The organism is Rickettsia gravesii BWI-1 (assembly GCF_000485845.1).
Lineage (GTDB): Bacteria > Pseudomonadota > Alphaproteobacteria > Rickettsiales > Rickettsiaceae > Rickettsia > Rickettsia rickettsii.
Window position 1 is genome coordinate 1 of record NZ_AWXL01000006.1, and the last position, 20508, is coordinate 20508.

Consider the following 20508-nt stretch of genomic DNA (forward strand, 5'->3'; position numbering starts at 1 on the left):
AATAATTTTTCGAGGCGGTTCTTTTGATATTTCTGAAATTGCGGCAACTTTTTTGGCTTTTTCATAGATGTTTTCAAGCTTCTCATGAGATTTAGCCTCTTCCCTTATTTCTTTTATATCATTATGCAATTTTGTTATTTTTGGCAATAATTTTTTCAGAGTCAATAAGATTATTTACTTTTTCAAGTATTCCGCTTGTTTGTATAAATATTCCAAGCATCGGTATTTGAGTCGATATAACCCCGACTAATATATTGTCTAATGACTCTATAATTTTTTTAGAAGCTCCAGGATAGAGTGTATCTAATTCTTGCTGAAATTTTAAAATTTGTTCTAAAACATTTAAACATTTTTCTACAATAATCCTGTCAAATAAAAAGATATCTTTTGTTTTTAACTGTTCTTGATGTGCTTTCTCAAGCGCTTCAGATAAAGTAGTTATAGATTCTTGGATTATCCTATTAAAAAGTTTTTCTATTGTCGCTACATCGATATTTTCAGTGTGAGATAATTCATTTAAAGAATTTTATAAAATATAAAATAAATGATCTTCTAAATCTTTTACATTCATTTTTCAAAGATTTTGTAAAACCTTTTAATTTTATTAAAAGTCTTTGTAGTTCTTCTTGTTGTTCTTTATTTAATCTGCTGAAACTAGAAAAATCAATTATAGACATAAAATTTATTATTTTGTTATCAATATTAATTAATCTTAAAGCTTTATAACCGTAAAATAAAATGTAAAATAGTTATCATTGCCCTTGAGATTAATTTTTGTTATATTACGTGCTAACATTGCTACAATAGATTTATATTGTTTTATTAGGATATAGGTATATTCTTGAAAGATTAAACTAATCTAACTAACATATTATCAATTATTCAAGAAATTTATGCGTAAATTAACTACATTTATTGTTACATTATTACTAACTAGTTCGGTTGTAGCAGTTGATTTGCAGGAAGCTTTAACTGAAGGATATAAGAATAATGAGGAGCTGAAAGCTGCTAGAATTAAGTTTTTAGACTCGATTGAGCAGTTTCCGCGAGCTTTTTCGGGGTTTATGCCTAGTGCCGGATTACAGATTAATAGACAAAATAATAAGACTAAATATAATAAAAAATATGCTGATAGGCTTGGTCTTACTCCAAGGGCAACAGATAGTGATCAAGGTGCATTAACAATTCAACAGTCTCTATTTAATGGTGGTTCTAGCGTTGCGGCTCTTAAAGCTGCTCAAGCAGGATTTAGAGCCGCACGGGGTGCATATTATGCCGGTGAACAAAAAATATTATTAAATTTAATAACTGTGTATCTTGATTGTTTTGAGAGCAAAGCGAAATATGATATTTCCGAAAGTAGAGTTCGCACTAACATACAACAAGTTAACACCGTTGAGGAAAAATTAAGACTTGGAGAAGCAACGGAAGTAGATATAGCAACCGCAAGAGCGGGGCTTGCAGCAGCAGAAACGAATAAACTAGCTGCTTATGCCGATTTTCAAGGAAAAAAAGCAAATTTTATTAGAGTATTTGGAATAGAGCCGACTAATATAACTATGCCTGAGTTACCTAAAATGTTACCTGCTTCATTAGATGAGTTAACCGGAAGAGCTGCTAAGCTCAATCCTGATATTGATTCGGCAAGGCATAATGTAACTTCGGCTAAAGCTTTAGAAATGGCAGAAAAAGGGAAATTATTGCCGCAAGTAAGTGTGCAACTGCAATCCGGTAGAACATACTACAATCCACAAGATGGTATAAATGCTATAAATAATAGAAGCTATACTACTACTCTTTCGGTAAATATCCCTATTTATCCTGAGGGAGGAGCTCAATATTCAAGAATCAGATCGGCTAAAAATCAAACAAGAAATAGTGCAGTTCAGCTTGATAGTGCGATAAAGCAGACCCAAGCAGGGGTTGTAAGCGTGTGGGAGGGATTTGAAACAGCAAAATCTCGTATTGTTGCCGCTAATCAAGGAGTGGATGCTGCTCAAATATCATATGACGGTACTGTGCAAGAGGAAATAGTCGGATCTAAAACAATATTAGATGTTTTAACTGCCGAAGAAAAATTATACGAAGCAAAAATAACTCGTGTGGATGCGTATAAATCTTCAGTACTTGCGGCATATCAAATGAAATTGTTAATCGGCGAGCTAACGGCTCAAAGTTTAAAACTTAAAGTAAAATATTTTAGTCCTGAAGAAGAGTTTAAGACTATTAAAAAGAAAATGTTTATAGGTTTCTAACGTGAGTAAGGAAAATAAAAAGAACCAAGATATGTCGATAGAAGACATATTAAAATCGATTAAAGGAGTAATAAACGAGCGTAAAAATCCTATTCATGAAAATGATAGCGAAGATGAAGATGTATTAGAGCTAACGGAAATAGTAAATCAAGATGAAGAAGAAAAGTTAATATCAACTAAATCTGCTGAAGAGGTAGGTGATATTTTTAAAAATTTTACCGATACTATTAAAGATAAAAAGCTGGATAATAATATCTCATCTAAAAATGCACTTGAAGAATTAGTCGTTGAGATGTTAAAACCAGAACTTAAAGCTTGGCTTGATAAAAATCTACCTGTACTTGTTAAAGAGTTAGTAGAGATTGAGATAAAGAAATTGGTGCAGAATAGTAAGAGGTAGGGGAGTGAATGTCATTGCTAGCTAAAAGTGGGGGGAGGTGTATGGCTCGTTGATGTCATTCCCGCGGAAGCGGGAATGACATCAAACAACCTTCTGCTATCAAATAAATTATTTAATAAGGAATTATATGTTAAATAAATTATGTAAGATATTATTTTTTATAAATCTGTTATTAGTGACAGTTCAAAGTTATGCTTCACCTCCGCCCTTACCGCCATTATTACCGGCTGCCGAAGTAGATACTAAAGATAAGGATGTTCGCTCTAGTGCCGATATTTCTTTTTTTAATAAATTTAAGCAATTTTTTAGTAAACCAAAAAAGAAAGATATACCTCCTAAACAAGCAAATGAACAAACTAAAGCAGCCCATCAAGAAGAACCAAAGTTAGCTTCCCAAGAGCCTAATGATCATGAACAAGCTGAGCCGTTTATAGATGTCGGTAATACAGCATTGCCTAGTGTTGCAAGTGATAACGTTCATACAAATCCCAGTCATGAAAGTAGTGTAAATTTAGCTTCTCATGACATTCAGGAATCTAATGAAGCTGAGGCATCTGAACCTTTTATAGATATTGGTAGTGCAACGTTACCTAGTGTTACAAGTAATGAAATGCATAAAGAACAAGTTGCTTCTAATGAGCATAATGATACAAATTTAGCTTCTAATATTATAACTCCTAACGTACCGAGACCGATAGTATCTATGCCTCCGGCTCAAGCAGGAAGTTATGTAGTGCCTCCGCAGCGACCGGTGCAAATATATAAACCAACCAATTTGCCGCCTGTGCATAAGCCTATTTCGCTTAATCCCCCTCCTGATGCTAATAAAGAGGAAGAAAGCGTAGCACCGCCCTCTATACCTAATATGCCTGCTGTTTCTTCGCCTGTGGTTAGCCCGCCGGTAACCCAAGATACTATATCAAGTACTATGCCGACAACAGTACCTCCTGCAGGAACTCCGGCAGTACCTAGTAATGTACCTACACCTCCGGTAATGCCTACAAATCAACCTTCTACACAGCCTATAACACCGACTAGCCCAAATACACCCGTTACTACTCCGTCTAAAGTAGTTCCTACAACCGATTCTTCGGCGGAACTTAATAACTCGCAAGAGACATTTGTGGCTGTTTCAGATATCCCAAAAAAACAAGATTGGAATACGCCGCTTATACCCGTTGTTGTAGTGAAGCCGAATCAACCTCAGCCTTTAGAGAAGCAAATTAATAATAATCAAACTACAAATAATCAAGAGAAATCATCTCCGGTAAGCTCTCCAAATGTCACGATTCAAAAACAAGATAATAACGTAAATAATGAAACATCGGAGTTGGTAACAAAATTTGTTAAAGATGAAACACAGATGTTACTTTTACCTGATGATGATATAGTGCTTGGTAAACTAACAGAGCAGGCGACTTTAGAGCAGATGGATATGTATGCATATATAGAGTTGTTCCAAAAGAAAGAAGAATGGATAGCAAGTGCCGAAAGAAGAAAAGTTGTAGAGAGTTTTATTAAATATGGTAATGATATAAATAAAAAGAAAGATATTTATGCCAATCTATCTTATTGTAGTGCAGTAGAGAATGCTTTTAGAGCAGTGGATAGAAACAATCTTTTTGGGTTGCGTGCGTTACTTGATGTTTATCCTATATTGCAAGACAAAGGTAGAAGCGGTGAGACATTACTAACTGCTGCTATTTATAACGATAATTACTATTTAGCAAAATTTTTGGTCATACGAGGTATTAAAATTTCTACTCTAAATGATGAGTGCCAATATCCATTAGATATTGCATTAGCTCAAGGAAACGCTAACATAGCTTGTATGTTAATCAAAGCTAAGGGATATAATTGATAAGATTATTTTTATCGTCATTGCGAGCGACTGTAAGGAGCGTGGCAATCTCATGAAATAGTATAAAATCCTGAGATTGCTTCGTCAAAACTTACAGTTTTGCCTCACAATGACGTAGAATTTTCAAACAATTTCTTTAAAGCTTAATTGCTTTTCTATGTTAAATAGTTTAATTTAGGAGAGAAAATAATTAATTAAATCTCTAATATATGAGCGATTTATTCAGCTTTAACAAAGAAAAGAAAAATAAGCTAGTCGATAATAACTATAGTGCAAAAGATATTGAAGTATTAGAGAGGCTTGAGCCTGTTCGTAAAAGACCGGGGATGTATATAGGGGGTACTGATTCAAATGCTATGCATCATTTAGTATCTGAGGTGCTGGATAATGCTATGGATGAAGCAGTCGCCGGCTTTGCAAGTATCATCACGATAAAAATGCATCATGATCATAGTATTACTATATTTGATAACGGTCGCGGTATCCCTATTGATAATCATCCTAAATTTCCTGACAAATCAGCTTTAGAAGTAATTTTAACTACTCTTCATTCAGGAGGTAAATTCTCAAATAATGTTTATCATACTGCAGGCGGATTGCATGGTGTTGGAATATCGGTAGTAAATGCTTTATCTAAACATTTAGAAATAAAGGTTTATAAACAAGGTAAATTATATAGCCAAAGTTATTCTAAAGGAGAAAAATTAACTGATTTAATATGTGAAGAAGCATCTAAAAGGCTAAGAGGTACATCAATAAATTTCACTCCCGATCCGGAAATTTTTAGTGAAAAATTACATTTTAATCCTAAAAAGATTTATGAGCTTGCAAGGTCAAAAGCTTATTTATATCGCGGTGTTACTATAGAATGGGCATGCGAAGTAGAAGTACCGTCAGATATACCTAAAAAGGCATTAATAAGTTTCCCGAACGGTTTAAAAGATTATTTAAATTCAAAAATAACTTTAGATAATTTAGTTATTCCGGGAATTTTTGCAGGTAATATAGAGTCTACGCTGGACAGGATAAAACTTGAATGGGCGATTTGTTGGCAAAATAACGATAGCTCGGCATTTATTCAATCATATTGTAATACTGTTCCGACTCCTCAAGGAGGAACACATGAGCAAGGACTTAAGTCGGCTATTTTACGTGGGCTTAAAGCATATGGTGAAATGATAGGGAATAAAAAAGCTGCTAACCTAACTATTGAGGATATTTTAGAAACCGCAAGTGTCGTACTTTCTATTTTTATAGCTGAGCCGTCTTTTCAAGGACAAACTAAGGAAAAATTAGTATCAAACGGTGTAAGTAAATTGGTCGAGAATATAATAAAAGATCATTTTGACCATTTTCTTAGTAGCGATAAAGCTTTAGCTACTAATTTACTTGAGCATGTAATTAGCATTGCTGAGTTTAGAATCAGTAAGAAAAACGAAAAAAATATTGCCCGTAAAAATGCTACTCAAAAATTACGTTTACCCGGTAAACTTGCCGATTGCACACGCACTTCACCTGAAGGGACGGAATTATTTATTGTAGAAGGTGATTCGGCAGGAGGCTCTGCAAAACAAGCACGTAATAGAGAAACGCAAGCAGTATTACCGCTATGGGGTAAAGTTCTAAATGTTGCAAGTTCTACTCTTGAGAAAATCGTTAATAATCAAGCAATACAAGATTTAGAAATAGCTCTTGCCTGTGGTAGTTTAAAGAATTATAAAAAAGAAAATCTGCGTTACGAAAAAATAATTATTATGACTGATGCAGATGTTGACGGTGCGCATATAGCTTCGCTATTAATGACTTTCTTTTTTTTACGAATGCCGAAATTGGTAGAAGAGGGGCATTTATATCTAGCTAAGCCTCCGCTTTATCGTTTAACGCAGTCTAATAAAACTTATTATGCAGGTGATGAAGAGGAAAAAGCTAAGTTAACGGATAAATTATTAAAAGCTAGTAAAGCTAAAATTGAAGTAGGTAGGTTTAAAGGTCTCGGTGAAATGATGCCTGCACAATTAAAGGAAACTACTATGCATCCGGAAAAAAGATCGCTTTTAAAGGTAACTTTGGAAGATTTTCAAAATGTCGATAAAATAGTAGATGATTTAATGGGTAAAAAGCCGGAAAAAAGATTTCAATTTATTTATGAACAGGCTTTAGTTAAAATGGATAAAATTATTAGTGAGCTGGATATTTAATCGTTATTGCGAGGAGCCGTAGGCGACGCGGCAATCTCGTCAAATATCCTGAGATTGTTTCGTCAAATTACTTCGTAATTTTCCTCGCAATGACGCTTTGCTTAAAAAACACACATATTTGGAGTATTATGTTATTACGTTTAATTATAGCACTATTTTTTATTATAAATTCTATTTGTGCATTTGCAGAAGGAGAAAAAGAAACTGAAAATAAAATATCAAATCAGGAAGCTTATAAGCAATTTCAAGACGTATTTGAACGTATCGAAAAGGCTTATGTACAGGTACCCGATAGGCAAAAAATGATAGATGAAGCAATTAACGGTATGTTAAACTCACTTGATCCTCATTCAAGCTATTATACCGATGAGGATTTAGAAGATATTTTTACTTTTACAAAAGGTGAATTCGGTGGAATCGGTGTTGAAATAATGTATGATAGCGGAGCAATTAAGATAATATCGCCTATTGACGATTTGCCGGCTTTCAAAGCAGGGCTTAAAGGTGGGGATTATATAGTAGGCGTGAATGACGAGTTAGTCTCTACGCTTGGTCCTAATAAAGCTATAAAAGAGATGCGTGGTACGCCTGGTACTAAGGTTAAATTGTTGATAATTAAGGCAGAAGAGGCAAAACCGCAAGAGCTAGAGCTTACTCGCGAAATAGTAAAAATCAAGCCGATAAAAGCACATTTAGAAAAAAATAATATTGCATATATACGTATAATTACTTTTAATGAGTCAACAATTTCTGAGCTGAAGGCAGCAGTAAAGAAGTTAAAAACTGAGAGTAAAGATGACCTTAAAGGTATAATTCTAGATTTACGTAATAATGCCGGAGGTATACTCGATCAAGCTATTGCCGTTAGTGATTATTTTATTGATTCCGGTGTAATTGTAACAACAAAAGGTAGAACTACATCAAGTAATAGCGAAGCTAAAGCAAATGAGTTTTCGTTAAAAGCTCCCAAAGTACCTATGATAGTTTTAATAAACGGTAATTCTGCCTCTGCCTCGGAAATAGTTGCCGGAGCTTTGCAAGATCATAAAAGAGCAATAATACTTGGCACTAAGTCTTTCGGTAAAGGATCAGTTCAGGCTTTAACGCAAATCAATTCTAGGGCTGCCGTAAAACTGACTATATCTAAATATTACACCCCAAGCGGTCGTTCTATTCAAGCAGAAGGAATAGAGCCTGATATTTTAATTGAGCCGGCGAAAGTTGAGTATCCAGAAGTGAAAAAAATAGATAAGCGTTTTTCTGAGAGTTCTTTAAAAAATTATTTGAAGAATGATAATGAAAAAAACAAAGATAATTCATCTAAAAACAAAGATAGCAAAAAAGAAACAAAAGCCAAAAATAATAAACAAGAAGAGAATGAATTATCGGAATTATACAAAAAAGATTATCAATTTGCTCGTGCTTATGATGTAATGACAGGGTTGATTGTTAATAAGAAGCTGGAAACAAAAGAGAGAGTTAAACAAGAAGATAAGTAGAGAGGATAATATCATTCTCGGTTTTGCTGCATGGATAGATTCTTCGTCATAAGCTACGGAAAAACTGTAAGTTTTGTACGTACGCAATCTCAGGAACCCTGGTTTATGAGATTGCCACGCTCCTTTTAGCCACTTGCAATGACGATTTGGTATGCAAGCAAGCCTTCTGCAGGGATGACATCAGTTGAGTTAAAAATAACTACTAGGTCTTATAATGAACTATAATAAGTATATAGTAAGATTGTCATTCATTATATTGTTTCTTAATATTGTCATAAATATGATGTTTTATCGTTATTTTATGATAAAAGAAATGATAGTAAAACAAGTGGCTTTGGAACATACTCAAATTGTAGAACTTTACACTGATAATATTTGGAATACTCATCAGAACGTAATCAGTAAATTACATAAATTCGATTATTTAAAACTATTACAAGATCAAGATTTTATTAATTTTGCAAAGATTACTGCTCAATGGTTCACCAATCTTAATATTAATATTTCTCTCTACGATCTCAAAGGTAATAAATTCATCACTAGTAATATGTTACATATGTATAGTGTAGACAATTATAAAGATGATAGTTTGGTTGAGATAGTTACCGCAAAAATCGATAAATTTTTTTTAAAATCCTTTACTTCAAAAGCTCCGCTTCGAGATGCTTTTGAAGGTATTACAAGTCATATATTATTACCAAGGGTAGTAATAGAAAATGAAAGTGATTTAACAGTGGAAGAGGCTTCTTTTGTTACTAGCTATATCCCTATTATAAATAATAATTTAGATTTTCCCGTAGATGCAGTATTTGAGATTAACACTAATATTACCAGCCAGTGGCAAAATATAACCTCTCTTGAGCAAAAGGTTTTTATAACTTTTATCATTATTTTTATAATATTCTGCACTATAATTATTAGTAATACTAACTATGCTAGACAAATTATTGAGGAGCAGCTTGAAACAAATAGAAATTTAAAAGCTCAAATAGTAAAAGTAGAAAAAATCAGCTCTTCAAATACAAAGTTTTTTGCTAATATTAGTCATGAATTGCGTACACCGCTTAATGCTATAATAGGCTTTTCGGAAATTCTTATGTCGGAAAGAGATGCAGAAAAAAGTAAAAATTATATTAAAGATATAAATGATGCCGGTAAGCATTTGCTTAGTATGATTAATGATATTTTAGATCTTTCTAAAGCTTCTGCCGATAAATTAAAAGTAGATAGTATAGATCTTGATTTAAATAAATTAATTAGTTCTTCGCTGATACTTGTTAAGCCTCGTGCCGATCAAGCCGAAGTGGCTTTAATTAGTAGATTACCGAAAGAGCATGTGGTTATAAAGGCTGATCCAAAAAGGCTAAAACAAGTATTCTTAAATCTTTTATCAAATGCCGTGAAATTTACAAATTCCGGAGGAAGTGTTACTATTGCACTTAAAAAAGATGAGTTAGCAAAATTAGTATATATAAAAGTTATAGATACCGGTATCGGTATTGAGGAAAAAGATATCCCAAAAACTTTATCGGTGTTCGGTCAAATTGATAGTGAGCTTAGTAGAAAATATGAAGGTACCGGTCTTGGGTTACCGCTTACTAAAAAGCTGGTTGAACTTATGAACGGTAAATTTGATTTGCAAAGTAAGATAAATGAAGGTACCACCATAACAATAACTTTTACATATGACGGTAGTATTGAAATATAAAAAATTGTGTGGAATATTAAAAAATTTTCGGTATTATAAAAAAATTATAAATTTTTAAAAAATATATGAAACTGATTGTCTTATTATTTACTTTTTTATTTTCTATGTTTTCTTTCGGAGAAAGCGAAACTATTAAAGGAAAGCCTTTAAAATATGCAGCAAATAATGATTTTGAAAATAGACTAGATGAACAGGAACAAGAAATCAGAAGGCTAATCGGTAAAGTTGAGGTTTTACAGCATAAAATTGATATGCTAACGCAGAACTCAAATATTTTAAATCAAGAAGAAAATACTGAAGTTTTAGAAGCCGGTGATTCAAAAAAACAAGATGTTTTTGATATAGCTTTGCTTAAAGATATGCCGGATAATGCTCCTAAAAAACCTATTGCGGTTAATAAGGATATAGCTCCTGATAAGCAAGCCTACGATTTGGCTCTTGCTGCTTATAAAGATAATAAACTTACTGAAGCAAAAGATAAGTTTAAAAATTTTATCCAAAAATATCCTAACAATTCGCTAATTAGTAATGCTTATTTCTGGTATGGGGAATGCTTTTTTAAACAAAAAGACTATAACGGGGCAGCGGTTAACTATTTAAAAGGCTATAAAGAGTCACCGAAAGGGGCCAAATCTTCCGATGGATTATTGAAGTTAGCACTTTCCTTAGGCGAACTAAAAAAAACTCAGGAAGCATGTAATATGCTTGCTAAGCTTGATAAGGAATTTCCAACTAATAGAACTGCCGCATCCAAGAAAATGGCAGAAGATGCTAAGATTAAATTTGGCTGTAAAAATAAATAAAAATAATAAAATATGACTGATATTTTGGATGAAGTACTGAGTGATCAAAATGAAGAAAAAAGGTTAATTTTTTTCAAAAAGCTTTTACCTATAATAATAATCATTTCTATAATAGCTATTACTATAATGGTTGTTATTAATAATAATAAAGATAAAAGAATTAAAAATAACCAAAAAAATGGAGATATTCTTGTTAAGACTGTTGGTTTGGAAACAACAAAAGATAATGAAGAATTAGCTTTTAATATTTTAGAGAATTTAGTTACTACTAGTAATACTAAAATCAAAGAAATAGCTGCATTAGAACAAGTAGCCATAAAGATTTCAGAAAAAAAATATTCAGAAGCGAAAGACCTGCTTAATAAAATTATTGAAAATAAAGAATATTCCGAAATTTCTACTTCTTATGCACGTATTTCATGGTGTGGTCTTGTTATTGATGATCAAAATCTAGATATTCAAGATAAAGAAAAATTGACCAAATATTTAAACTATTTTGATGACGAGAAAAAACCTTTTTGGGCTACAGCAACTATTATAAAAGCTATGTGGGATATTAAGAATAATATGAAACCGCAAGCAGAAAAAAATCTAAAAAATTTATTAATTTCAAATAATGTATCTGATCTAATAAAAGATCAGGCTAAAGCATTGCTTGTAAATTTAAATAAATAATAATTCGTACTTAAGGAAAAATATGACAAAAAAAATAGCACTTCTGTTATTACCGTTTATTTTAATTTCATGTAACGGGTTTGGACCAAAAAGGGTAAAAAATATTGTTGAGTTGACTCCTAAATTAGCAATTCAGACTCATGAGCCTATATATTTAGATTCTAATGCAAATATATATGCATTTAATGCAAATATGCTTAAGAATAAACAGTATAGTTTCGCTAGAAGCAAAACGATTACCGAGCCGGTTTTTATAGGCGATATGATTTATGCATTGGATATTAGATCGAATATTTTTGCATTTTCTATAGAGAAAAATAAGATTATTTGGTCTTATAATTTAAGTAGACATAAAAAAGATAATTATATAGGCGGCGGAATTTTACACCATAACGGAAAATTATACGTAACATACGGTTCAAGGTTGTTAGTAGTGCTAGATGCAAAATCAGGTTATGAAATAATTAGAAAAGAACTTCCGGATATTATTAGAATTAAGCCTATTGTGCTCAATGATAATACTGTCTTAGTGCAAACTATCAGTAATCAAACTATTGCTTTAAATGCAGAAACTTTAAAAACCGTATGGGAACATGAAAGCCTAGCGGAAGTTTTGTCGGCTAGTTATTTTATGACGCCGATAGTACAGTATGACAATGTAATAGTAACTTATAATTCCGGGCAAATACTTGCCTTAAATATAACAAACGGTGAAGTAAAATGGAATTTTGAGTTTGCAAATCTTAATGATCGTACAGCTATACCGAATTTTGACGAATCAAGTATTTTATGTACTCCCGTTCATGATAATATGAATCTGTATATAGCAACCGGTCTTGGTAAGCTTATTAAGCTTAATGTAGCAACCGGCAGTGTGATTTGGCAGGTAAATGCCGAGGATATTCAATCAATGTCTTTAATCGGTAATAGCCTATTTGTAACAAATAATGCTAGACAAATAGCAGCATTTAATCCTGAAACAGGGAAAGTAAAGTTTGTAGCTGATTTAAATGATGAAAAAGATCCTAAGAAACTAAAATCTGCTGCTTTTTTAGTACCTTTTGTTGGAGTTGATAATAACAATAAGCGAAGTTTAAATGTTATTTCCGTTAACGGTGTTTTATATAGTTTTGATGTTGATAATAATGGATTAAACATGATACCTCATATTGTCAAAATTATAAAAAATATTCGTTATTATGGGCTAAGAGCAAATAATAATTTATATTTTTCTACCGATAGAAAAATAATATTCGGAAGTAAATAAATTATATTTAGCTTGACAGATAGCGGGTATTAATGCTATTAAATATGTTGCTTGATTCTTTAATTTTAAATTCTAATTAAAAAGATACTATTGTGAAAACTTACTCGGTAAAGCCATCGGAAATTGAAAAGAAATGGTGGGTCATAGACGCAAAAAATATTATACTAGGACGACTCGCTAGCAGAGTTGCTAATATGCTACGCGGTAAGCATAAGCCTAGCTTTACACCTCATTTAGATTGTGGTGATAATATAATCATAATAAATGCGGAGCATGTAAAATTAACAGGTAAAAAAGCGAATCCCAAAGACGGAAAAATATATTACAGATATACAGGATTTCCAGGTGGGATAAAAGACACTACTGCAGGTAAAATCTTAAGTGGTAAACACCCTGAGAGAGTTATTAAAATGGCTGTAAAAAGAATGATTACAAGAAATGCTTTAGGTGCTAAGCAAATGAGTAATTTGTATGTTTATGCAAATGGTGAGCATCCTCATATGGCACAGCAACCTACTGTTTATGATTTTGCAAGCCAAAATCCAAAAAATAAAAAGTAATAGAATATGCCCGAGTTAAAAATTAAAACAGAAAAAGTAGAAAAGCAGTTAACTAAAGAACCTTTAGTATTAAAAACTCCTAAAGAAAAAATAGATAATTTAGGCAAGTTTTATGCTACAGGTAAAAGAAAAAACGCTATAGCACGAGTATGGCTTAAAGTAGGAAAAGGAAAAATAGTTGTTAATAAAAAAACAATAGCCCAGTATTTTCCTTCTGAAACTTATGTGAAAACTATCTTACAGCCGTTTGTCTTAACAAAAACTATTGATCAGTATGATGTAATTTGTACTGTTAGAGGTGGAGGAATTTCAGGACAGAAAGGTGCTATTTTACATGGAATTTCTAAAGCTTTAGATAAATCTGCTCCGGATTTTCATGCTATTTTGCGTAAAGGCGGTCTTTTAACACGTGATTCTAGGGTAGTAGAGCGTAAGAAATACGGACAACGTAAAGCACGTAAGAAAACACAATTCTCTAAACGTTAAGATAGAGAAGTTGCTAGTCAATTGTTGCATGGATCAATTTTTTTATTGTCATCCCGCGACTTGATCGTGGGATCCAGCTTAAAATATTTAAATTATGAGTATTTTAAGTTATTTTTTTTGGGGGGGATACCGTGGTCAAGCCACGGTATGACACTAAGTACATTTGCCAAGCCATGCAACCGCTTTTATCTAGAATGACACTTCTTAACAAATTATATAAACACTTTTCCCCTGGCGGGGTAGCTCAGCTGGTTAGAGCGACGGAATCATAATCCGTGTGTCGGGGGTTCAAATCCCTCCCTCGCTACCATTCATTCGTCTTTTTGACAGTACTATAGTAAACTGATGTGAACTTTGTGCTTCGTTGTTCATCTTCTCGTCTATTATATATATAGGCTCTACCTTCGTGCCTGTCACAAAATGGGGTTGAGTTTACTATAGTACTGTTAACAGTCCCATAGTTTTTAATAAAATTTTGTATAAGATAAATATTAGACTTCTTGCATAACCTATTTTATAAAGAGGAATTTGAAGAAGGCACGGAACATAGAACCGGAGCGTAGCCAAATCTATGTAAGGATTCGAGTACCGGATCGACATACAAATTACCTTTAGAAAGAGATTATGCAAGGAGTCTATTTTATATTAGGTTCTGTGAAGATCTCTAAAAAGATTTGATTTGCACTAAAAAATATCTCAAAATAACAAATCAATTAGAAATCTTTATAAATCCTAGTATTTTGTGAAATTGATTTTAACAAGTTTAATTTTTATATTTATGAGCTTTCTTCCAATATATGCTAAATCCTTACCTAAAGGGTTCGTGTATCTGAAAGATATCGACCTTACAATTATTCAAAATATGCATTATTATTCAGATGAAAATTTTGTTGGTAAAAAGGTAGATGGTTATAAAGCACTGGAAGCAATTTTAACCATAGAAGCTGTTAAGACTCTTAAAGCAGTACAAGCTGAGATACAAAAAGATAGTTATTCACTGATTGTATATGATGCATATAGACCACAAAAAGCTGTACAACATTTTTTAAGATGGAGCAAAGATAATATTGATCAAAAAAATAAGGAAAGCTTTTACCCATATATAGATAAGTCTAAATGTTTTATATTAGGTTATATAGCTGAAAGATCTAGTCATAGTAGGGGTAGTACTGTAGGTTGGATCAATAATAAAGTTTCAGAAGGAAGTTAATAATAATCCTTGAAGTCATTAAGAGAAAGCTGAAAGACGCGCGTGTTATAATCCTATTGAGATGACAATACGGTAGACATGTATACTTCTTTTGACTTATTTGATGAAGCTTTACCTCATGACAGTAAATTAATTGATAAGCAATATTTAGCAAAACGTAATTATTTATGTTCTAAGATGCAAAAACATAATTTTAAAATTGAGTGGTGGCATTATACACTTGCAGATGAGTCTTATAAAGATCAATATTTTAACTTTGATATAGAAAAAAAACTATGACAGTATTAAGTGAGAAAAGATGCATACCATGTGAGGGTGGAGTTCCGCCACTTGAGAAAAAAGAAATTGATAAGTTATTAGTTCAATTACAAAGTGAATGGCAAGTGAATGCATTAGGGCCTCTTTATAAAAAATATAAATTTTCTAATTTTATAAAGCTATGGAATTTGCAAATAAGATAACTGAAATTGCAGAGCAGGAAGCACATCATCCCGATTTAACTATATCTTGGGGAGCATGTAGTGTGGAAATATGGACTCATAAAATCGACGGTCTTACGGAAAACGACTTTATATTGGCTGCAAAGATAGAAAGTAAAATCTAATTATTTTCAGGTTGTAATAATTAGTTACTTAAGTGAAAAGAATAATAGCAAAAATCACACAAGTATCAACAGCTAAACTATGGTTTCTTATTAAATTAATTGAATTATAACAATAATCTTAAATATTTAATAATAAGACATGTTATAATAAACATAAAGTAACGTTATGCCAAATTATCATATTAAATTGTTACCAAATATAGTTAATTTAATCGGTTATTTTTGTAGACTTATTTTATTACCAAATTTAATACCAGCTGATTCTAGTGAAAATAGTTATGACCAAAGCCTTGATAGAAATAAGGTATATTCTGTACATTTAAAACCTTTTTATAATACCTCTACATATTTTTTAGATGAGCATCCTGATCATACCTTTGTACATATTGCTGATAAAAAATATATTTTATGTGGATTGGTTAGAGAGCTCAAATTTGCGTTTGAAGATATAAATTCATGATTTTTAATGCCGGAAGCTCAAATTGATACGGTTAATTGGGAAACTGAAACAACAACAAATCACTGTCTAAGTAATTTTATTATAAACTTATTTCATATAAGAGAAGTAAAAGATTTTATTGCTAATATAACTATATCTAATCTAGCAAATGCATTTACTGCACATATAATCGGTGATAATAATTATAACCTAATAAAGAATGACAGTACATATTATATGATTGAATCTAGTTGCGATAAAGATATTAGTTTATTGTCTAGAGGAACAAATGAGTGTGCTGTATTTACTTTAGGCAATGATACAGATACTTCATTATTTAGTGCTATAAATGAATGAATTGAAGGTGATAAAGAGGTAAATAGTGCTGCTCTACAAGTACTATATTTATCTATATTACAACAGCAGTAACATTAAGTATATTAGGCATAAGATACATAGCTAATAAAATTAAGGTACATATAAATTCTGATTACCATGATGATAGTGATCAACATAATATATGTCTAGGTCAAATAGAGGATCAAGAGGCTCTAAATAAATTAAGTATAGTAAAAGAAATTGAACATAATTCAACTTCTTTTACTAATATATAAAATTTTTACTGAATTAATGATTCAAATTCTTTTACGACGGCTTGGTAAAGTTTACGTTTAAACGGTATTATAATAGATAAGAGTTCATTAAGTGATGCCCAACGCCATTGGTCAAATTCCGGATTAGAGGTATTTATATTAATATCTTCGTTATTTCCGGTAAACCTAATTAAAAACCAGCGTTGTTTTTGTCCACGAAAATTACCGTTCCACAGTTTAGGTATTAAAAAGCTTGGTACATCATAACTATACCAGCATTTGCTTTCGGCAATAATATATCCTTTATCGCTGCCTATTTCTTCTAACATCTCACGCATTGCTGCAATACTTGGTGTTTCGCCGGGAACTATCCCACCTTGCGGCATTTGCCATGCAGATATTTTTGTATCTATTCTTTTACCGACGAATATATGGTTATCGGCATTTAATATCATCATGCCGACCCCTGGTCTATATGGTAAATCAAGATGTTTTTTGGAAGAATTATTCATTATTTTTTTACTTTAAAAAATCAATTATAATTTTACTACTTTATTTTTACCCGTTGTTTTAGCTTCATACATAGCTTTGTCAGCACGTTCAATGAAAGATTTTATTGATTCTTCTTTTTTATATTTTGTAACTCCGATTGAAATAGTTGTTTTTAAAGGTTCAATTTGATCTTCAATGTGAAAATCCATATATTCTATTTTAACTCTAACTCTCTCCGCAGTTTCAATTGCTTTAGAAATATCTATATCCGTTAAGAGTATAGTAAATTCTTCACCGCCGAATCTTGCTATTAAGTCTGTTATTCTGAGAGTATTCTTCAAAATACGGGATACAATTGTTAAAACCTTATCGCCTGCTTGATGACCGTAAGTATCGTTTACATGTTTAAAATTGTCGATATCGCACATAAGTAAATATAATTTAATACTTTCTTTATTAGCTTTCTCAATCATTTGTTTGAGATGTATATCGAAATAGCGACGATTAAATAAGCCGGTTAGACCGTCTTTAGCTGCTAAATTGACACTTTGTTCAAGATCATTACGTAAATTATCTTGATATTGCTTACGTCTTAATTGTGTTCTAATTCTAGCAAGCAATTCGCTTTCCTCTATAGGATAAACGAAATAATCATTAATACCGAGTTCAATACCTTTCACAACCAAAGGCATACCATCTTCATCAATTTGTAAAATTATTACTACGCCGCTTATTTCTGCTTTACCTCTTAAAATAACACTGATCCTCAAAGGATCGTCATTTTCGAGCGTACTACTGATAATTACTAAATCGGGGGTATATTCATTTATAATATCTAATTCATCGGAATTACTTATTACCTTTACGTTTTGGGTAATCTTAAGTAACATTTGTTTTATATTTTTAGCTTGTACCACATCATCATTAATTAGTAATATTTTTTTATCTACAAAAGTGTCATGCATTTCGATATTTGTTACGCCTAATAATGCATTAGTGCTATTACGAAGCTTTAACTCATCAATTAAGCTTTTCATTCTAGATAGCGATTTAAGTCTTACAAATAGAGCAGTATCGTTAATCGGCTTTGTTAAAAGCTCATCAGCTCCTGCCTCAAGACCTTTAACTCGATCATCAATATCGGAAAGTGCAGTTACCATTACAACCGGTATATGAGTAGTTTCCGGATCGGTTTTTATCGTTTTACATACCTCAAATCCATCCATTTCCGGCATCATAACATCAAGTAGTATAATATCAATTTTTCCCTTTTTAAGAATTGCTAGTGCTTCTTTGCCGCTATTTGCAGTAAGAACAGTATAATACTCTTTTAAAAGTTTGGCTGTTAGTAACTTAATATTGGTTTCTATATCATCTACTACTAATATTGTGGTCATAAGATTAAATTCTTGTTTTTAAAGGAAATAATTTGTATATTTATACTTTAATTTTAAGTCTTAAATATATGATATATGAAAATTTCAGCAAATTCAATTAGAACAGGTAACATATTAGTTTATAATAATGATTTATGGGTTGTAAGCAAAACACCGGAACATACTCAACCCGGGAAAGGTGGAGCTTATGTACAAGTTGAGATGAAAAATTTAAAAACAGGGACAAAGCGTAACGAAAGATTCAGTTCTTCCGATTATTTAGAAAAAGCCGAACTTGAACAAAAAGATTATCAATTTTTATATTTTGAAGGTGATGATTTGGTATTAATGGATACCAAACATTTTGATCAAATAAATATTCCCAAGGAAATGTTAGAAGAAAAATTATCTTTCTTAACTGAAAATATGATTGTTAAAGTCGAATTTTATAATGACAAGCCTTTAAATATTGAGCTTCCTCCAACTGTTATACTTGAAATTAGTGAAACTGATCCGGTAATAAAAGGAGCAACCGCTACCGCTTCTTATAAACCAGCAATTTTAGAAAACGGTATTAAAGTTAAGGTCCCACAATATTTGGAAATAGGAGAAAAAATTGTTGTTAAAACTGATGATATGACATATGTCGAGCGAGCGAAGTAAGCTGTTTTATTGAACTATGGATGTCATTCCAGTGAAGGCATTGTCCGTGTGGATACTACCCCGTCATTGCGAGCAGCCGTAGGCTGCGTGGCAATCTCGTCAAATATCCTGAGATTGCTTCGTCAAAACTTACAGTTTTTTTTCGCAATGACGACTTTCAGCATCCACTCAGGCAATGCTTTTAGCTAGGCATGGTATCGAGTTTTTAAAGCCATACGACATAATTTCTAAAACTAATATCTTAAATTAAAAATATCAAATGCAACCTATAACTAATTTATTAATTAATGCCTTGCGTAAAGCTGTTAAGTTTTTGCATAGAGATTTTTTAGAACTCGAAATGCTACAAAAAAATTCTGTAAGAAATGAAGAATTTTGTAAGCGATCTTATTTAAAATTAAAAACTTTATTATGTGAAGAATTACAAAAACATACACAATATTTATTTTTTCCGGAGGATAAATTCGATTTAAATAATAATTATGAGAGTGTTTTTTTAATTAATCCTATAGATAGCCCAAATAATTTCGCCAGAAGCATACCTTTTTTTGCGATATCCGTAACTTATTTAAAAAGGAATCAAGAAGTTTTAACTCCTACTTCTACAGTAATATATTTTCCTGCTCTTAATGAAATTTATTATGCTGAAAAAGGTAAGGGAGCTTGGATAGAAAAAAATAATTTAAACTCTAATTATCAAGGATTAAGACTTAGAGTTTCCGATAATGCCGATTTAAAAAACTGTTTAGCAATTATTGAAGATGTAAATCATAATGATTTGGAGGAGATAGAGGTAGATAATATTAGATCTTTTGGTTCTCTTTGCTACGGGGCTACGCTTGTAGCGTCAGGTAAAGCAGATTTAATATGTTTATCATTATTAAATTTTACATTATATTATGCATTTGAGCTTTTTATTAAGGAAGCAGGTGGGATAATTATAGATTCTAGCGATAAATTTCTATATTCAAATCGTTATATTGCTAAAAAACTTAAAAAATATTAGACAAGAAATTATTTTAGATTTGCATTTTTATTGTTATAATAATATTAATATAATTATTAATTCATAAAGTTATGGCACATTATAAAGAGTTTGAATTTGACTGCGATTTTGGTGGACAAAGAGCTAAGTTTAAGTTTTATATAGGTACGCCTCAAGAAGGGCATCATCCGCTACAATTTCAAGCAAAATGGTTATCTGACGAAAGAGGTGGTACTATTCCTGATGATGTTATGAAAGCAATATCGCAGCTAAATGATCTTGCCAAAAAAAACGGTGTTCCACTCCCGGATTTATGCGTATATGCTCTTGGTTCTGCACAAGAAGCCCAAGCTACCCCTCAAGACGAAGATGAAGACGAGAGTGAGAACCAAGAGGATAAAACAGAGCAGGCATAGTTAAAAATAATAAGGAGA

At 31.8% G+C, this 20508-nt stretch carries 19 protein-coding genes, 1 tRNA gene and 3 pseudogenes; 20 read left to right on the forward strand and 3 right to left on the reverse strand.

Annotated features, from left to right (window positions below):
• Nucleotides 1-512: 512 nt before the first annotated feature.
• The gene (locus RGRA_RS13140; protein ID WP_236609761.1) at nucleotides 513-677 is read right to left on the reverse strand and encodes a hypothetical protein; all 165 of its coding nucleotides are present in this window, start codon (nucleotides 675-677) and stop codon (nucleotides 513-515) included.
• Between the two features lie 216 nt (nucleotides 678-893).
• Between RGRA_RS13140 and RGRA_RS0102175 the strand changes: the two genes are divergently transcribed.
• The 17 genes and pseudogenes from RGRA_RS0102175 to RGRA_RS0102265 all read left to right on the forward strand — a co-directional run bounded on the left by RGRA_RS0102175 (nucleotide 894) and on the right by RGRA_RS0102265 (nucleotide 16322).
• On the forward strand, nucleotides 894-2255 hold the full coding sequence (locus RGRA_RS0102175) for a TolC family protein (RefSeq protein ID WP_017443261.1): 1362 nt from the start codon (nucleotides 894-896) through the stop codon (nucleotides 2253-2255).
• 1 nt (nucleotide 2256) lies between these two features.
• Nucleotides 2257-2655 carry a DUF2497 domain-containing protein gene (locus RGRA_RS0102180; RefSeq protein WP_014366103.1) on the forward strand — a complete coding sequence of 133 codons (399 nt, stop codon included), beginning with the start codon at nucleotides 2257-2259 and terminating at the stop codon, nucleotides 2653-2655.
• Between the two features lie 127 nt (nucleotides 2656-2782).
• Complete coding sequence (locus RGRA_RS0102190) at nucleotides 2783-4516, forward strand: ankyrin repeat domain-containing protein (protein WP_017443263.1); 1734 nt, start codon at nucleotides 2783-2785, stop codon at nucleotides 4514-4516.
• A gap of 209 nt (nucleotides 4517-4725) precedes the next feature.
• Nucleotides 4726-6714: a DNA topoisomerase IV subunit B gene (gene parE / locus RGRA_RS0102195; RefSeq protein ID WP_017443264.1), complete on the forward strand. Its 1989-nt coding sequence runs from the start codon at nucleotides 4726-4728 to the stop codon at nucleotides 6712-6714.
• Nucleotides 6715-6842: 128 nt separating this feature from the next.
• Nucleotides 6843-8213, forward strand: coding sequence for a S41 family peptidase (locus tag RGRA_RS0102200; RefSeq protein WP_017443265.1), 1371 nt, complete (start codon nucleotides 6843-6845; stop codon nucleotides 8211-8213).
• Between the two features lie 214 nt (nucleotides 8214-8427).
• Complete coding sequence (locus RGRA_RS0102205) at nucleotides 8428-9921, forward strand: sensor histidine kinase (protein WP_017443266.1); 1494 nt, start codon at nucleotides 8428-8430, stop codon at nucleotides 9919-9921.
• Nucleotides 9922-9986: 65 nt separating this feature from the next.
• Nucleotides 9987-10724: a tol-pal system protein YbgF gene (gene ybgF / locus RGRA_RS0102210; protein ID WP_017443267.1), complete on the forward strand. Its 738-nt coding sequence runs from the start codon at nucleotides 9987-9989 to the stop codon at nucleotides 10722-10724.
• A gap of 12 nt (nucleotides 10725-10736) precedes the next feature.
• On the forward strand, nucleotides 10737-11399 hold the full coding sequence (locus RGRA_RS0102215; RefSeq protein ID WP_017443268.1) for a DUF2659 family protein: 663 nt from the start codon (nucleotides 10737-10739) through the stop codon (nucleotides 11397-11399).
• A gap of 22 nt (nucleotides 11400-11421) precedes the next feature.
• Nucleotides 11422-12666 carry an outer membrane protein assembly factor BamB gene (locus tag RGRA_RS0102220; RefSeq protein WP_017443269.1) on the forward strand — a complete coding sequence of 415 codons (1245 nt, stop codon included), beginning with the start codon at nucleotides 11422-11424 and terminating at the stop codon, nucleotides 12664-12666.
• Nucleotides 12667-12758: 92 nt separating this feature from the next.
• Nucleotides 12759-13226 (forward strand): 50S ribosomal protein L13, encoded by a 468-nt coding sequence (gene rplM / locus RGRA_RS0102225; protein ID WP_017443270.1) that lies wholly within the window; start codon nucleotides 12759-12761, stop codon nucleotides 13224-13226.
• Between the two features lie 6 nt (nucleotides 13227-13232).
• A complete protein-coding gene (rpsI, locus tag RGRA_RS0102230) occupies nucleotides 13233-13712 on the forward strand; it encodes a 30S ribosomal protein S9 (protein WP_017443271.1) in 480 nt (159 codons plus the stop codon).
• Nucleotides 13713-13945: 233 nt separating this feature from the next.
• Nucleotides 13946-14022: transfer RNA gene (locus RGRA_RS0102235), tRNA-Met, on the forward strand.
• 178 nt (nucleotides 14023-14200) lie between these two features.
• A pseudogene (locus RGRA_RS14530) lies at nucleotides 14201-14344 on the forward strand (palindromic element RPE1 domain-containing protein); the annotation flags it as partial.
• 230 nt (nucleotides 14345-14574) lie between these two features.
• Nucleotides 14575-15201, forward strand: a pseudogene (locus tag RGRA_RS13150) (M15 family metallopeptidase).
• Nucleotides 15198-15526: pseudogene (locus RGRA_RS08465) on the forward strand (4a-hydroxytetrahydrobiopterin dehydratase). The pseudogenes RGRA_RS13150 and RGRA_RS08465 overlap by 4 nt, the downstream one beginning before the upstream one ends.
• 166 nt (nucleotides 15527-15692) lie before the next feature.
• Nucleotides 15693-15986 (forward strand): hypothetical protein, encoded by a 294-nt coding sequence (locus tag RGRA_RS0102260; protein ID WP_017443274.1) that lies wholly within the window; start codon nucleotides 15693-15695, stop codon nucleotides 15984-15986.
• Nucleotides 15987-15992: 6 nt separating this feature from the next.
• A complete protein-coding gene (locus RGRA_RS0102265; protein ID WP_017443275.1) occupies nucleotides 15993-16322 on the forward strand; it encodes a hypothetical protein in 330 nt (109 codons plus the stop codon).
• A 262-nt stretch (nucleotides 16323-16584) separates the two neighbouring features.
• Here RGRA_RS0102265 and RGRA_RS0102270 read toward each other — a convergent pair whose 3' ends face one another.
• Complete coding sequence (locus tag RGRA_RS0102270) at nucleotides 16585-17070, reverse strand: RNA pyrophosphohydrolase (protein ID WP_017443276.1); 486 nt, start codon at nucleotides 17068-17070, stop codon at nucleotides 16585-16587.
• A 24-nt stretch (nucleotides 17071-17094) separates the two neighbouring features.
• Nucleotides 17095-18447 (reverse strand): PleD family two-component system response regulator, encoded by a 1353-nt coding sequence (locus tag RGRA_RS0102275; RefSeq protein ID WP_017443277.1) that lies wholly within the window; start codon nucleotides 18445-18447, stop codon nucleotides 17095-17097.
• A gap of 75 nt (nucleotides 18448-18522) precedes the next feature.
• On the opposite strand from RGRA_RS0102275, the gene efp reads away from it, so the two are divergent.
• From efp to RGRA_RS0102290, 3 genes are all read left to right on the forward strand, one after another.
• Entirely contained in the window at nucleotides 18523-19089 is a 567-nt protein-coding gene (efp, locus tag RGRA_RS0102280; RefSeq protein ID WP_017443278.1) for an elongation factor P, read from the forward strand.
• A 259-nt stretch (nucleotides 19090-19348) separates the two neighbouring features.
• The gene (locus RGRA_RS0102285; RefSeq protein WP_017443279.1) at nucleotides 19349-20095 is read left to right on the forward strand and encodes an inositol monophosphatase family protein; all 747 of its coding nucleotides are present in this window, start codon (nucleotides 19349-19351) and stop codon (nucleotides 20093-20095) included.
• A 71-nt stretch (nucleotides 20096-20166) separates the two neighbouring features.
• Nucleotides 20167-20490 (forward strand): DUF2610 domain-containing protein, encoded by a 324-nt coding sequence (locus RGRA_RS0102290; protein WP_017443280.1) that lies wholly within the window; start codon nucleotides 20167-20169, stop codon nucleotides 20488-20490.
• Nucleotides 20491-20508 lie beyond the last annotated feature (18 nt).

Bases quoted from the DNA above. Each gene is read 5' to 3' on its own strand.
- RGRA_RS13140 (WP_236609761.1), bottom strand. From the start codon at position 677: ATGTCTATAATTGATTTTTCTAGTTTCAGCAGATTAAATAAAGAACAA.
- RGRA_RS0102200 (WP_017443265.1), top strand. From the start codon at position 6,843: ATGTTATTACGTTTAATTATAGCACTATTTTTTATTATAAATTCTATT.
- RGRA_RS0102190 (WP_017443263.1), top strand. From the start codon at position 2,783: ATGTTAAATAAATTATGTAAGATATTATTTTTTATAAATCTGTTATTA.
- RGRA_RS0102260 (WP_017443274.1), top strand. From the start codon at position 15,693: ATGCCAAATTATCATATTAAATTGTTACCAAATATAGTTAATTTAATC.
- RGRA_RS0102205 (WP_017443266.1), top strand. From the start codon at position 8,428: ATGAACTATAATAAGTATATAGTAAGATTGTCATTCATTATATTGTTT.
- RGRA_RS0102175 (WP_017443261.1), top strand. From the start codon at position 894: ATGCGTAAATTAACTACATTTATTGTTACATTATTACTAACTAGTTCG.
- parE (WP_017443264.1), top strand. From the start codon at position 4,726: ATGAGCGATTTATTCAGCTTTAACAAAGAAAAGAAAAATAAGCTAGTC.
- RGRA_RS0102290 (WP_017443280.1), top strand. From the start codon at position 20,167: ATGGCACATTATAAAGAGTTTGAATTTGACTGCGATTTTGGTGGACAA.
- rpsI (WP_017443271.1), top strand. From the start codon at position 13,233: ATGCCCGAGTTAAAAATTAAAACAGAAAAAGTAGAAAAGCAGTTAACT.
- RGRA_RS0102220 (WP_017443269.1), top strand. From the start codon at position 11,422: ATGACAAAAAAAATAGCACTTCTGTTATTACCGTTTATTTTAATTTCA.
- RGRA_RS0102270 (WP_017443276.1), bottom strand. From the start codon at position 17,070: ATGAATAATTCTTCCAAAAAACATCTTGATTTACCATATAGACCAGGG.
- RGRA_RS0102285 (WP_017443279.1), top strand. From the start codon at position 19,349: ATGCAACCTATAACTAATTTATTAATTAATGCCTTGCGTAAAGCTGTT.
- efp (WP_017443278.1), top strand. From the start codon at position 18,523: ATGAAAATTTCAGCAAATTCAATTAGAACAGGTAACATATTAGTTTAT.
- RGRA_RS0102215 (WP_017443268.1), top strand. From the start codon at position 10,737: ATGACTGATATTTTGGATGAAGTACTGAGTGATCAAAATGAAGAAAAA.
- ybgF (WP_017443267.1), top strand. From the start codon at position 9,987: ATGAAACTGATTGTCTTATTATTTACTTTTTTATTTTCTATGTTTTCT.
- RGRA_RS0102275 (WP_017443277.1), bottom strand. From the start codon at position 18,447: ATGACCACAATATTAGTAGTAGATGATATAGAAACCAATATTAAGTTA.
- RGRA_RS0102265 (WP_017443275.1), top strand. From the start codon at position 15,993: ATGCCGGAAGCTCAAATTGATACGGTTAATTGGGAAACTGAAACAACA.